Genomic DNA, 14,025 nt, shown 5'->3' on the forward strand with positions numbered 1-14,025 from the left:
TTTATACCCCTTCACATTTTAGCGTGCCAACCCAATACCCAGGCTGTGCATTTTTAATTTCTGTTGCATCAAAGTTATAAATACAGCTTTGATCGTTTGTTGTAATTTTTAATGTGGGTTTTGTTTTACTAATACTTACAACAAAAAAGCCAGACTCATCGCTATAGCTTGTAGTTTCCACATGGTTTTGCACTTTGGCATGTGCAATAGGATTGCCCTTACTATCAATAATTTGTCCAATGACATCAATGATTGGGAAAGCTTCGCGTGTCATATAGTAAACAGAGCCAGGATATAGGCTTACGAATTCACTTTTATCTGAGTATTGCAATAACTGTGCTTCATCGGGATGATCGCTTAAAGAAACGCTATATTGCTTGTAATGAGGTAATGAGATAAAGTTATCCCCTTTGTAAATCGGATAACGTACCCCATTGATTTGTGTGGACATTTTATGCTTTTTATCTTCCGTATCTAAATGAATAACCACACCTGATTTGCTACGGTGATCGTTATGAGCTGTGATGCTTTGAGGTGTTAAGCTTATGCCACCATATAAGCTACCAGAAGCACCATAATTTTCTTGATTGTTTTGACTAACCACTGATGTTGATAAATCACCTTGCATGTAATCCGATTTAACACTAGTCGAGAATAGACCATTAACATAGTCTTTACGATAATCTACATTGGCATTTACATACCGTATATAAGGATGATCTAAGTTTGGTCTAAAGCTTAGACCATTAGAGACTTGCTTATCTGTTGGTGAATAGCGTAGATAATCACTTAATGTATTACCATTGCCAAAAGTATAAGAAATATTGAGCATAAAGGCGTAGTTGTTTTGTTTATCTTCATTGCCTGAGAAAGTTTTGTTGTAACTAACAGAAGCACTAACATTCCAGTTGTTCCGATAATACAAATTATGAAAATAAGATGTACTTAGGCTATCTCTGCTGTTATGAAAACTATAGCTATAAGTGGCAGAAATTGAACCAAGTTTAATTGGGCTTAAGTTTAAGTAAGATGAAATACCTATCCTATTATAACGTGATTTAAATGGGCTATATGGGTTGTCACTTTTACTGTTGGTGTTATACCAAACGTTGGTAGAAAAATAGTTAAACCACATATTGGATAGCTGCAAGTTATAGCCATAATTTAAGCGTGAATCTAGCGCAACAGTTTGAGTAATTTGTGTATTTAACGGTAAATAAACTTCCGTATCCCATTCACCAAGGGCTAAATTATCAACACCATAGCCCCCAAAATTCATGACTGTTTGTTTGTTTATTACGCTAGCAAAGTTACCACCAAGGTAAGGAGCTTTAATTGCTGAATTTTGATCTTTAGCAACCATTCCTAACCAAAGTCGGTAATTCCTATTATTATCGTGCAACTTTCCTAATGATGAAGGTTTATTAATCATGGCGGTTTCTGTATTAACCACTTGACCACCTTGGGTAATTTCAATTTGAATCGGATAAATACCATCAGGAAAGCTCTCAGTTTGTAATATATGATTACCCGCACTAAAATTTTGTACCGAAATTAACCGCCCATCTTTATAAACGTTGACAACTGAATTTGCGTTAATAAATAAAGGAATAGGAATCAGGGATGCTTTTTGCGAAGATAAAGATAGGTTATCTGAACTACCTAATTCCGCAATAATACCTTTTCCATTAAAAGCATAATTTAAATTATAAGTATTCTGTCCACTGTAAAAATTGGCATTATTAAAATAGCCTAACCGTGAATATAGCTTTTCTTGATCATATTGCCAATAAACGTTATTAATACGAATATCTTTTTGGTAACGACTTTGTTGTAAAAAAACACTACTATTTAGGTGATTTCGTCCAAAACCAGTCACATTATCCAACTCTAAATAGTAGTTTGTATCTCGTCGATCTGCATAATCAAAGTTAAATCGATAGCCTAAAAAAGAGCTAATATGACTAACATTTGGTGCACTGAGATATTTATAACTTTGTTGAGATTGATAGTTAAATGCTTCACTGGGTAACCATAATTTTAAGCGCATACTGTTTAAATCTAATTGGATCATAAAAAAAGGCACATCAGCTTGGCAAAGCCCATTTTTTTCCCACTCTGGCAGACACTCAATAATTTGATTTGGATCAACGCCTTGACTAAATAGTTCATTTAGAATCTTTCGAGCGTTGTCTTTTAATTCAATTTTACTATGTTGAAATACCTCGACAACATCTAAAAAAACCTTACTACCACGCAAACTAATGATATGTTGCCCTAATTCAATACCCAAAAGAGAGACTTCAACTTCAATGGCATCAGATAATTGTGGTATAAAATCTTCAGGAATACTCTCTAACCCTTCAACACCTGGTTTAAGTTTTGGATCAGTTGCAATGGATGAAATAGCTTCTATTGGCATACAGAGCAAATTCATCCACAAAAGTGGTAAAAGCTTTTTTAGCTTTTTTGATTTCATAAATAATACCTAAATTTCATCGTAGCATTTAACTGGAATAATTTGACTTTGTCTGATCTTTATATAACTAAATTCTTCGTGATCTCATTCTCGATATGACAAGAATGAGATTAAAAACTTACTTTAATTTAACTGGACGGTTGAGTTATCAAGACCGACCATACTTGAGATGCTGGCACTTTTCTTCATGTTAAGAAAAGTTTTCTTTCTAAACGGATTCCCATGAAGTGTTTAGACTTATCGTGAAAATCCCGCCAGCGGCAGTATTCAGCTTCGCATGGCAAGTGATTTGCCATAATAATTCTTAGCGTAGGATAAAGTTCTACACTTTAATTATTAATTAAACTAAAAGGTTGCTTCAATCTTAAAGTCAAAGTTGCCTTCATACTTTCCTTCTTGGTATTTATTAGTTCCATCACCGTAAATTACTTTTAAGTCTTTCGCCCCCCCCCCTGGTGTTAAGGATTTAAAATTTATTTTTGAAGTAGGGCTCTTAATTTCATTGCCACCTATTTCGAACGTTACTGGCATTTCTTCACCGTGACCACTCGTAGTATTTTTGATTACATATTCATTACTACTACTATTTGTTGGTCCAGAAGTAATAGAAATGCCAATCTCCCCTGTACTGCTATCAGTCCACTCTAAGAAGTCAGTAATAATAGACTCTTGTTTGTTGGTTGACATAGCCGCTCTTTTTGGTGCACTTGTAGACTTAGTTGTTGAAAGTTTTAAAACGTCTTGTAGTGTTTTCGGACCTACTTCTGTGCTAACTATAATTTGTACTGTATCAGTTACAGTAGCAGCATAGGAAGCCACAATACCGCCCAATAAGCTTGCCATTACGGTTGTAGCTAAAATTTTTTTACTTTTTATCATTACATACTCCTTTTTTGGTTGTTGACTTGAGTTTCAATTACTAATTGGCTTAAATTTGTGTCGAAATAGGTTCTTAGAAGTAAATAATTTGTAACCTTTCCTAGCTCAATCTAAACAAGAAATAATTAAATCATTTAGCTATTCGCATTTTTATTTTTGTCTTTTTTTGTAAATTTAGGTTTAACTTTTTACTTTTTGGTTACGCAAGGAAATAGCGCTGTTTTTGGGTATTCTTACCATTTTCAAAAACTTGAATTTCAATGTTCTCTTTAAGAAAGGATGTATCTATGACACGATTTTTTTGTGGATAAACTTTATATTTTTGTTCAAACACACCTTGTTGGTTACAATATGAATGATTGACAGTAACACCGCCTGTTTTCAATGAGTCATTTGTTTTACATTTTGCTTTAACTTCTGTTTCAATAACGGCATTACCATTGTTATAAATATAAATAGCCTCATCTTTTTGCGAAACGGTTGTTTTGTAAAAGGCGTTTTGTGGTTGAACGGCTAAAATACTGGAAAAACCTATCGTAATTCCTACACCTGCGGATATTCCGTCATTATCTGCAAGTTCTTTATCTGAAAGCGCAAAACCATCTTCTTTTTTTGGTGCAACAGGTGTCATATTGACACGATAATAAGAAACCTCATCTTTATTTCTGCCTTTTGGATAGTAAAAACGAATATTTTTTGACTGTCCAGGTGGAATAATTAACCTACTTGGTGTCACGAATAATGATTCTGACATTTCTTTTGGCAGAAGTGTTTTTTCAGTTTTATTATCAGATAGTGGATTTTTTACTTCCACTAGTTCAATTTTGACATAAGCTGTTTTATTGGGATCATCATTATGAATTGTTTTAGAAAAAGTGACTTTATCTTCAGACCAAATATCATAAAGATCATCAATAGCAATATTTGCCATTGATAAGCTGTAAAAACCACATAACATCGTAATTGTTAGTGTTATAACACCCTTCACTTTGTTCTCCTTCTTCAATCTCACCCCAACAAGTAAATCATACGAGTTTATTGATGTCATGGTTTATAATGTACCCATTTGTTAACATTAGAAATAATCTTCTTTATGGATTGATGTCTCCCTTGTTAAAGATGTCAATGCAGGAGTGTTATAGATCTGGCTAAATATGAAATCAAAGTATACAGCAGACTTAACTTGACTTAGCGGGAACTGCTAATGTTGTTTTGATATTCGTGAGTACGTATGAAACAATTTTCTAGTTCTTTAGCATTAATCTTACAAGGAATATGCCCATTTACTGCGTCATGTAATTCCTTAGGATTAAGGTTTTTTAGATTTTTAAGCTGATGGGTGTTTAGATTATTGTAATACTCCTGTCCATCGTCATTTAAATGTAAATTTTTTTCTTTAAGATATTTGTCAATATAAGAAGCTCTATTTTCAGGATTATTAATTGGCATGTCTTTAATCATAGTAAATAATATATCTTCATTTTTATTTGCTGGAGAATTAAAAACTTCTTTTTTGCTTTCCAAAAGGGTATTCATTTGATTAAGCATTTTTGAAGAATTAGTTTCCATTGAAAACGCTGCTTTGAAATTGCCATTTAAAACGTTTCTAAAAAATTTAATAATTTGATAATGTGAATCAACAGTATTCCTGTGCTTGATAAATTCCTTATTATTACTTAAGACGTCTAATTCTTTTATTGCATTTTCTCTAAAATTTGAGAGTATATATTCGATTTGATATTTAGGTTCAGCTTTAAACTGGGATAATTCGCCCTCTGTTCTAGTTACTATCTTTTTTAGATTATCTATAGTATTGAGTTTGTTATTTGCAAGTAATGAATTTTGAGATTTTAAATTCTGTATATATGATTTTAATAGATTTTCGAATAAATAAAATTTTTCTATTTCAATAAGATAATGAGGATGCGTCTTTAAATAATTTTGATTACTACATAAATAATTAGGTAGTTCATCCATGGAACGATTTAAGAAAGTAGACTTCGACATGTAAATATTCTCTTTTTTAGCTTTCTTACAATTATGCTGGTCAAATTATAACAATCCAGTCCAACATAAAATTTAGGACAAATAGGCTGATTTATTGTCAAAAATTGGGTTTTATCGCAAACTTTACAATAATTAATGAAACTAATATTGTTTTTGCATTCAAACTCAAACATTTGATCAAATGTTGAATTTTATCGGTTGCGATTATTCAAAAGAGATCATTATGCAAGCTTTACAATTGTACCTATCCTATCCATTAAGCTATAGGCATGTATAAAAGAACTTACTAAAACTGTTGAAAGTATCTATGCCAATCTCTTTACAAACGGCGATATTTACTTTTTGATAAGGTGGAGAGCATACCGACTCATACTGCTTTGATTTTAGTGATTTTTAAAATCTCTAACTCGTATCCCAAGCAGAAAAATAGACATAAAATAACAGGCAATCCCTAGTATGATAAGCCAAACTAAACGGGTGACGCGTTGCATAAAATCGGCATGAAGCCAAAGTGAGGACTCTCCTTTAACAAGGTAAAGTACAGCTGACATAATAAGGCTTGCTAGTAGAACTTTAACAATAAGCGCGAAAAAAGCTGGCTCAAGTTGGAAATGGCTATAGCGATATAAGGCATAAAATAGTAAAGCTGCATTAATAACTGCAGTTAGTGTAGTTGAAATGGCAAGTGCTAAATAGCCAAGCTCATGTGTATTTAAAATAGAAATTAAAATGATATTGCTGATAACATTGAATAAAATGCAAAACACTCCAATTTTTAATGCAACTTTTGTGTGATGTTTGGCATATAAAGCCGAAATAAGTACTTTAATTAACACAAAGGTAATGAGTCCAATGCCAAAAGAAATAAAAGCCCTTTGAGATTGGATGACATCAAAAGCTGTAAATTTACCATATTGAAAGAGGGTAGTAAGGACGGGATAGGATAAAACGCACATTCCACATGCTGCTGGAATGGTGATAACTAAGCTTAGCTTAATTCCCCAGTTGACAATTTGCTTAAATTGAACATGAGTAATGGAGCGATTACTCAGTTTAGGTAGGATAGCAATAGCTAAAGCAATCCCCAAAATTCCTAATGGGAATTGATTCAAGCGGTCTGGATAATAAAGCCATGAAAGGCTACCGGTTTTTAAAAATGACGCAAATATCGTATCCAATAGTAAACTTATTTGTACAACGGAAGCCCCAATAATGCCTGGCAATAAGCGTTTGAGAATACGTTTAATGCAGTAAGAAGGTTTGCGAATAAGAGGGATGAGACTTATTTTTAAATACAAAATAGCTGGAATAAATAGTAACGTTTGGAGGATGCCAGCAATGAGCACACTCCAAGCAATTGCATAAATGGGTGAATTAAAGTAAGAAGTGTAGAGTATAAAAAGAATCATACAAAGGTTGAGCACTATTGGCATAAACGCTGGCAGGAAAAAACGCTCGAATCGGTTTAAAAGCGCAGAAAATAGAGCGCTTAACGATATAAAGAACACATAAGGAAACATCACTTGCAATAATGATTTTGATAGTGCAAATTTGCTGGGGTCGTTGTAAAAACCAGGTGCGAATATGCTGATCCAAATGCTGGCAAAAATAAAGCCTAAAAACGCAACAACAAGGCTTATGCCACCAATAAGGGTAATCAGTTGACGAAATAAATAATTTAAACGTTGATGTGTACTTTGCTTACTTAAACTAGGTACAAGCACTTGGCTTATTGAACCCTCAATAAAAAGTCTACGCATGAAATTAGGGACACGAAAAGCAACAATAAAAGCTTCCATTGCGCTAGTAGTACCAAAATATTTGGCAAATAACATATCGCGAGCAAATCCAAGTATGCGTGATAAAAAAGTGATGAATCCAAGTATTAAGGTTGATTTAAAGAGATCTTTTTTGTCTAATTGCGCAGACATTTATGCGCTTAAAATTTAGCGTTGCCAGGTGTGCGTGGAAAAGGGATTAAATCACGAATATTTGGCACACCTGTAATATAGCCTAACAAACGTTCAAATCCTAAGCCAAAACCACTATGTGGCACACTACCATAACGGCGAAGATCACGATACCAATATAAACCTTCTGCATCAACACCCGTTTCGGCAATGCGCTTATCCAGGATTTCAAGTCGATCTTCACGTTGACTGCCACCAATGATTTCACCGATGCCAGGGACGAGTATATCCATTGCGGCAACTGTTTTTTGATCATCGTTTAAACGCATATAAAATGCTTTAATATCCTTAGGGTAGTTCATGAGTACTACTGGGCTTTTGAAATGTTCTTCACATAAATAACGTTCATGCTCTGATTGTAGATCCAAACCCCATTCCACAGGATACTCAAATTTCTTGCCACAGGTTTTTAGAATCTTGATTGCATCAGTGTATTGGACACGGACAAAATCGTTATTAATGACGGAATTTAATTTATTGATTAGATTTTTTTCGATAAACTGCTCAAAGAACGCAATATCGTCTTTGCGCTCATCAATAACGGTTTTAATAACAGATTTTAAGAGTTTTTCAGCAAGGTGTGCGTCATCATTTAAATCAGCAAATGCAATCTCTGGTTCTACCATCCAAAATTCAGCCAAATGTCTAGAAGTATTCGAATTTTCGGCTCTAAAAGTAGGACCAAAAGTATATACTTTGGATAGTGCCATACAGTAAGTTTCAACGTTTAACTGTCCTGATACGGTTAAAAAGGTTTCACCACCAAAAAAATCTTGACTGTAATCTATGTCCCCTTTGTCCGTTTTAGGTAAATTCAATTGATCCAAAGTGGAAACACGGAAGAGCTCGCCTGCACCTTCGCAATCGTTAGAGGTTAAGATAGGGGTGTTAACCCAGAAAAAACCTTCATGGTGAAAGAAATTATGAATTGCATTGGCAAGGCTGTGACGCATACGTGCAACTGCTCCGATAAGGTTGGTGCGCACACGCAGATGAGCATGCTCACGAAGATACTCCATCGTATGGCGTTTGGGTGAAACAGGATAAGTCTCAGGATTATCGATCCAGCCGTGAACAATCACTTTATTGGCTTGGATTTCAACGCTTTGCCCCTTGCCCGCTGAGGCAACAAGTTTTCCACAGACTTCAACTGCACAATCTTTGGTAAGACTTAAAATTTCATTTTGATAATTGGGAAGAGTGTTTTCGACAATCGCTTGGATGGGATCAAAGCACGAACCATCATGAATGGTTAGGAATGAAATCCCAGCTTTTGAGTCACGACGGCTTCGAATCCAGCCTTTAACGGTAATCTGTTGATCAATTAAATCAGCACGTGAAAAAAGTTCTTTTGCCGTATACGTTTGTGACATAGTGATACTTACCTATTTGTTTTATAGTTTTTGGGGGGTATTGATATAGGTGAGAGATTATAACGAGATTTATAAATAAGCGATAGAATAAGATTGCAAGTTAGATTAACTGTGTTTTTTGTGCGCCATATAAATTTGAGGTATTCTAAATTGACTCTATATAATCAAAAGCGCGTGAACTTATCCAAAAAAATGGTCTGCAAAGTTTTGAAAAGCCTATGTGAATCTTGCTGAAAGAAAATAAGATGTTAACCGTTCACCCTAAACTTTTTGTTTCAGTACTTACTTTTTGTTTCAGTACTTCAAGTGTGTTATACAAAGAAAAGGCAAATGTCAAAAATATTGATTAATTATTTAAAAACTTGAACTTAAGACTTGCAATTTAAAAAAGAATTGTTAATATGTCTCGCAGTTGACGCGGGGTGGAGCAGCCTGGTAGCTCGTCGGGCTCATAACCCGAAGGTCGTTGGTTCGAACCCAGCCCCCGCTACCAACCAAATAAATATCGAGATTTTCGGGCCCTGTTGGGCCTTTTTGTTTTGTAGATAAAAAGGACTCGTAGTGGTCCTTTTTTTATATCCAAGGAGTATATTGGGGAATGTTAATCGATCAATTAAAGAACCTTGTAGAGCCAGAAGTACAAGCGCTAGGTTTTATTCTGTGGGGAATCGAGATGGATGCGTATTCTGTTGATACAGGTGCGGTGACTTTGCGTATATTTATTGATCATGAGGAAGGTATTTCAATAGATGATTGCCAAGAGGTTAGCCAAGCAGTAAGTGCGATTTTGGATGTTGAAGATCCAATCAGTGGAACCTATTCTTTAGAGGTGTCTTCTCCTGGTATGAATCGCCGAGTGTTTAACGCCAAACAGGCAGGAGCATTAGAAGGGTTTAAGGTAAAAGTACAGTTGCACCAGCCAACTGAAAATAATCGCCGCCGTTTTGAAGGTGCTATTACTGAAGTAAATGGTGAGTTGGTGACGATTAAAACAGAAGAGGGTGAAGTGATTGGCTTCGATTTTGCTAACGTTGACAAAATGCGTGTTGTGCCAAAGTTTTAAATTGAAAGTGAAAAGGTGGACGTGATGAGTAAAGAATTACTGTTAGTAATTGAAACCGTAGCCAACGAAAAAGAGGTTTCAAGAGATTTGCTTTTTTCAGCAATGGAAGAAGCTTTGGCAATGGCGACAAAAAAACGCTTTGAAGAAGGTGCTGAAATCATTGTTAGAATAGATAAAAAAACAGGTAATTATGAAACTTTCCGCCAATGGCAAATCGTTGATGAAGATCATGAAATTGAGAATTATGCCGCAGAGCTTTATGTAGATGTGGCATGTGAAAAAGGTCATAATGTTAAAGTTGGTGATATATTAGAAGAAGCTGTTGAATCAGTTGAATTTGGACGTATTGCTGCAATGACAGCAAAACAGATCATCATGCAGAAAGTGCGTGATGAAGAACGTAGACAAATGGTTTCGAAGTTCCGTGATAAAGTTGGTAGAATTGTTTACGGTGAAGTTAAACGTGTGACACGTGATTTTTTAATTGTTGATTTGGGTGATGATGCTGAAGGTGTATTACCACGTAAAGAGTTGGTATCTAAAGAAAATTATCGTTTAAATGATAAGTTAAGAGCTTGTATTTTAAGGATCGATGAAGATGTCAAGGGTCAACAAATCATTTTAACACGTGCGCACAAAAAAATGCTACATGCGTTATTGATATTAGAAGTACCTGAAGTAGCAGAAGAACTAATGGATATTGTCGGTATTGCCCGGGATCCTGGTTCGCGTGCTAAAGTTGCGGTAAAGTCAAATGATAAACGGATTGATCCTGTCGGTGCATGTGTTGGTATGCGTGGTTCACGTATTCAAGCTATTACCAATGAGTTGCAAGGTGAGCGAGTGGACATTGTGTTATGGGATGAGAATCCTGCACAATTTGTGATTAACGCATTGGCTCCTGCTGAGGTAACTTCTATTGTGCAAGATGAAGATAGGCAATCGATGCAAGTAGCAGTCAAAGAAGATCAATTATCACAAGCAATTGGTAAAAGTGGTCAGAATGTGCGCTTAGCAACGGCATTAACAGGTTGGCATATCAATGTGATTGCCGATACAGTTGCGGAAAAAACACATCAGGCAGAGTTGCAAAAAAGCATGCAATTATTTATCGAAGCACTTGATATTGATCAAGATGTTGCTGAAGCTTTGGTTGAAGAAGGATTTTCAACATTGGAAGAAGTCGCCTATGTTGCACGCGATGAAATGTTAGCGATAGAGGGCTTTGATAATGAAATTTGTGAAGAGTTGCAAGAGCGTGCTAAAACCGCGCTTATTTCACAAGCACTTGCCGGCAATAAGCCAGCAGAAGATTTGTTAAAAATGGAAGGAATGACACCAGAGTGGGCGCAAGTTTTAGCAGATAATAATGTGATCACAATGGAAGACTTAGCAGAGTTGGCAGTAGATGATCTAAGAGAGTTTATTACTATATCGGAAGATCAGGCTGCAGCTTTGATTATGACTGCACGTGCGCCTTGGTTTGATGAAGATAAGAAAAAGTAGGGGGTAGTCATGGCAGAAATTACAGTGGCTCAGTTAGCCAAGCTAATCAAAATTGATGAAAAAGTGCTGCTAGAAAAATTGGAGCAATCTGGGGTGCACAAAAAAAGTGTAAGCGACGTAGTTAGTGATGCAGAAAAAAATCAGTTACTTGTGTTTATTCAAAGCGGCAGTGCAGTTCAAGCCAAATCAGTTACTTTACAACGCAAAACCACCAAGCAGTTAAAAGTTTCAGGTAATCGCAAGGTGAATATTGAAGTCCGCAAAAAGAAAACATTTGCAGCCCCCACTTTGGATGGGCATGAGTCCCATAAAAGTAAGCATGATGAGGAGATTGAGTTAGAAAAAGTCACTCAAGATGATCATCAGCCAGATTCAGGGCTTGAAAGTTATGCTGAAACAGCTAAAACTGAGTACCAAAATATGGATGCTAGTGAAGTGAAATTTGAACACGATGCTGTAGCGCATCAAGTTAAACGGCAAGCTCAAAAAGAAAATAAAGCAAAAGAATCGATTGAAGATAAGCGACAAGAATTAAAGTCAAGTGTTGAAAAGGCTATTCCTAAACCTAAGATGCCTGCTAAAGTTGATAAAAAAACAGTCATGCCAGGAGCTGCTGACCAAATTTTCGACGAGGAGTTAGCTACTCTTTTACCCGCTGCTAAAGTAGAGAAAGTAGAAAAACCTAGCAGTGGTGGCTTTAAAATTACATCAAGACCAGAGTCCGTTACTCCTATAGTGGAAAATGAGGATGAGTCTAAAGTTAAAACCCCTCCCAAGAAGCAAGTAGAAAAACCTAAACGTAAGCAAAGTGAAGAAGAGGATGAAGCGGTACACAAGCTAAACAAAAAATCAAAGGTTAGTAAAAAGTCGTCAAGAAGTATTTATGACGAAGAAGAAGACTATGAAACATTTGTACGTAAATCCTCTAAACCTAAGAAGTTACAAGTTAATAAAGTCAAAACTCAGCAATTTACAAAACCTGTCGAGAAGGTAACAAAGCAGGTTGTGATTTTTGAAGGTATGACAGTTAATGAGTTAGCACAAAAGATGGCGGTTAAGGCTGCTGAGCTTATTAAGATACTGTTTAAAATGGGTCTAATGGCAACTATTAATCAGCCATTAGATCAAGAAACAGCAATCTTCATTGTTGAAGAGTTGGGGCATGAGTATACTTTGCACAAAGGAGACGTGATTGAGGATACTGTGTTAATTGACTCATCCGATCAAGAGGCATTACCAAGAGCGCCAGTTGTTACAATCATGGGGCATGTGGATCACGGTAAAACCTCTCTTTTAGACTATATTCGCAAAACACGGGTTGCTATTGGCGAAGCAGGTGGCATTACTCAACACATTGGTGCTTATGCAGTAAAAACACTAAAAGGTCAAATTACTTTCTTAGATACACCTGGACACGAAGCCTTTACAGCTATGCGTGCACGTGGTGCAAGCAGTACCGATATCGTTATTCTTGTTGTCGCAGCAGATGATGGTGTGATGCCACAGACAAAAGAAGCAATCCAGCATGCGCGTGCAGCTGGAGTGCCAATCGTTGTAGCCGTTAATAAAATGGATAAACCTGAGGCTGATCCAGATCGTATTAAAACAGAGTTATCTCAGTTGGATGTTATTGCTGAAGACTGGGGTGGCGATGTCATGTTTGCCTATGTTTCAGCAAAGTCTGGTCAAGGTATTGATGATTTATTAGATGCGGTGTTATTGCAAGCTGAAGTGCTTGAACTTAAAGCTGTTCAAAAAGGTTTTGCTAAAGGTATAGTCATTGAGTCACGCTTAGATAAAGGGCATGGTGCAGTTGCTTCTGTGCTTGTTCAAAGTGGGGAATTAAATCAGGGTGATATTGTGCTTTGTGGAACGGAATATGGTCGCATTCGCATGATGATGAATGATTTAGGGCAAAAAATTGATCGAGCCACGCCATCGATGCCTGTTGAAATTTTAGGGCTCTCAAACGTGACAAATGCAGGGGATGAGATGGTTGCGGTTAAAGATGAGAAAACAGCGCGTGAAGTAGCAGAATTTAGGGCTCATAAGAAAAAGGATGAACGTTTAAAACAACAACAAGCAAGCAAACTTTCAAGCTTATTTGATCGCATGGGCGAGTCCAGTGGCGAACGTCAAACGCTCAATGTAATTGTAAAAGCAGACGTTCAAGGTTCAGTTGAAGCGATTCGAGAATCACTTGTGAAGTTATCAAATGATGATATCAAGGTAGAGGTTATTGCTTCAGGCATAGGTGGAATCACGATTTCAGATGTTTCACTTGCAGTTGCTTCACAAGCTGTTTTGTTTGGTTTTAATGTTCGTGCTGATGCAGTAGCACGAAAGCAAGCTGAGATAGATGGTATTGAGCTTCGTTATTACGGTATCATTTATGATTTGATTGATGATGTGAGGCAAGCAATGTCTGGGATGTTGTCGCCTGAGCTTCGTGAACAAATCATTGGCATTGCTGAAGTGCGTGATGTCTTTAGGTCATCTAAGTATGGTGCGATTGCAGGATGTATGGTTGTTGATGGTGTGATTAAGCGCCATAACCCAATTCGTGTGTTGCGTGATCAAGTGGTGATTTATGAAGGCTCTCTTGAGTCGTTAAAGCGCTTTAAAGATGATGCGTCTGAAGTCAAAAAAGGTTTTGAATGTGGTATTGGTGTTAGAAATTATAATGATGTTAAAGTTGGCGACCAAATCGAAGTATTTGAGACAGTTGAAGTCAAAAGAGAGCTTTAA

At 36.2% G+C, this 14,025-nt stretch carries 9 protein-coding genes and 1 tRNA gene; 4 read left to right on the plus strand and 6 right to left on the minus strand.

Annotated elements, in window-relative coordinates; translation table 11 throughout:
- Nucleotide 1: 1 nt before the first annotated feature.
- The 6 genes from DNJ77_RS03355 to asnS form a co-directional block, all read right to left on the minus strand.
- A complete protein-coding gene (locus tag DNJ77_RS03355) occupies nucleotides 2-2,479 on the minus strand; it encodes a TcfC E-set like domain-containing protein (protein WP_116963587.1) in 2,478 nt (825 codons plus the stop codon).
- Nucleotides 2,480-2,824: 345 nt separating this feature from the next.
- On the minus strand, nucleotides 2,825-3,358 hold the full coding sequence (locus DNJ77_RS03360) for a hypothetical protein (protein WP_116963588.1): 534 nt from the start codon (nucleotides 3,356-3,358) through the stop codon (nucleotides 2,825-2,827).
- A 199-nt stretch (nucleotides 3,359-3,557) separates the two neighbouring features.
- Entirely contained in the window at nucleotides 3,558-4,346 is a 789-nt protein-coding gene (locus tag DNJ77_RS03365) for a hypothetical protein (RefSeq protein WP_116963589.1), read from the minus strand.
- Between the two features lie 200 nt (nucleotides 4,347-4,546).
- Nucleotides 4,547-5,365: a hypothetical protein gene (locus DNJ77_RS03370; protein WP_116963590.1), complete on the minus strand. Its 819-nt coding sequence runs from the start codon at nucleotides 5,363-5,365 to the stop codon at nucleotides 4,547-4,549.
- Between the two features lie 383 nt (nucleotides 5,366-5,748).
- A complete protein-coding gene (gene murJ, locus DNJ77_RS03375; protein WP_116963591.1) occupies nucleotides 5,749-7,296 on the minus strand; it encodes a murein biosynthesis integral membrane protein MurJ in 1,548 nt (515 codons plus the stop codon).
- A gap of 8 nt (nucleotides 7,297-7,304) precedes the next feature.
- Complete coding sequence (asnS, locus tag DNJ77_RS03380) at nucleotides 7,305-8,708, minus strand: asparagine--tRNA ligase (protein ID WP_116963592.1); 1,404 nt, start codon at nucleotides 8,706-8,708, stop codon at nucleotides 7,305-7,307.
- Between the two features lie 416 nt (nucleotides 8,709-9,124).
- On the opposite strand from asnS, the gene DNJ77_RS03385 reads away from it, so the two are divergent.
- From DNJ77_RS03385 to infB, 4 genes are all read left to right on the plus strand, one after another.
- Nucleotides 9,125-9,201, plus strand: a tRNA-Met gene (locus DNJ77_RS03385).
- 105 nt (nucleotides 9,202-9,306) lie between these two features.
- On the plus strand, nucleotides 9,307-9,771 hold the full coding sequence (locus tag DNJ77_RS03390; protein WP_116963593.1) for a ribosome maturation factor RimP: 465 nt from the start codon (nucleotides 9,307-9,309) through the stop codon (nucleotides 9,769-9,771).
- 24 nt (nucleotides 9,772-9,795) lie between these two features.
- Complete coding sequence (gene nusA, locus DNJ77_RS03395) at nucleotides 9,796-11,277, plus strand: transcription termination factor NusA (protein WP_116963594.1); 1,482 nt, start codon at nucleotides 9,796-9,798, stop codon at nucleotides 11,275-11,277.
- A gap of 9 nt (nucleotides 11,278-11,286) precedes the next feature.
- On the plus strand, nucleotides 11,287-14,025 hold the full coding sequence (gene infB / locus DNJ77_RS03400; RefSeq protein WP_116963595.1) for a translation initiation factor IF-2: 2,739 nt from the start codon (nucleotides 11,287-11,289) through the stop codon (nucleotides 14,023-14,025).

The organism is Fastidiosibacter lacustris, from assembly GCF_003428155.1.
Lineage (GTDB): Bacteria > Pseudomonadota > Gammaproteobacteria > Francisellales > Francisellaceae > Caedibacter > Caedibacter lacustris.

What these genes read in the sequence shown, in the direction of transcription:
- DNJ77_RS03355 (WP_116963587.1), bottom strand. Translation starts at nt 2,479, where the DNA reads ATGAAATCAAAAAAGCTAAAAAAGCTTTTACCACTTTTGTGGATGAAT.
- DNJ77_RS03360 (WP_116963588.1), bottom strand. Translation starts at nt 3,358, where the DNA reads ATGATAAAAAGTAAAAAAATTTTAGCTACAACCGTAATGGCAAGCTTA.
- DNJ77_RS03370 (WP_116963590.1), bottom strand. Translation starts at nt 5,365, where the DNA reads ATGTCGAAGTCTACTTTCTTAAATCGTTCCATGGATGAACTACCTAAT.
- murJ (WP_116963591.1), bottom strand. Translation starts at nt 7,296, where the DNA reads ATGTCTGCGCAATTAGACAAAAAAGATCTCTTTAAATCAACCTTAATA.
- asnS (WP_116963592.1), bottom strand. Translation starts at nt 8,708, where the DNA reads ATGTCACAAACGTATACGGCAAAAGAACTTTTTTCACGTGCTGATTTA.
- DNJ77_RS03390 (WP_116963593.1), top strand. Translation starts at nt 9,307, where the DNA reads ATGTTAATCGATCAATTAAAGAACCTTGTAGAGCCAGAAGTACAAGCG.
- nusA (WP_116963594.1), top strand. Translation starts at nt 9,796, where the DNA reads ATGAGTAAAGAATTACTGTTAGTAATTGAAACCGTAGCCAACGAAAAA.
- infB (WP_116963595.1), top strand. Translation starts at nt 11,287, where the DNA reads ATGGCAGAAATTACAGTGGCTCAGTTAGCCAAGCTAATCAAAATTGAT.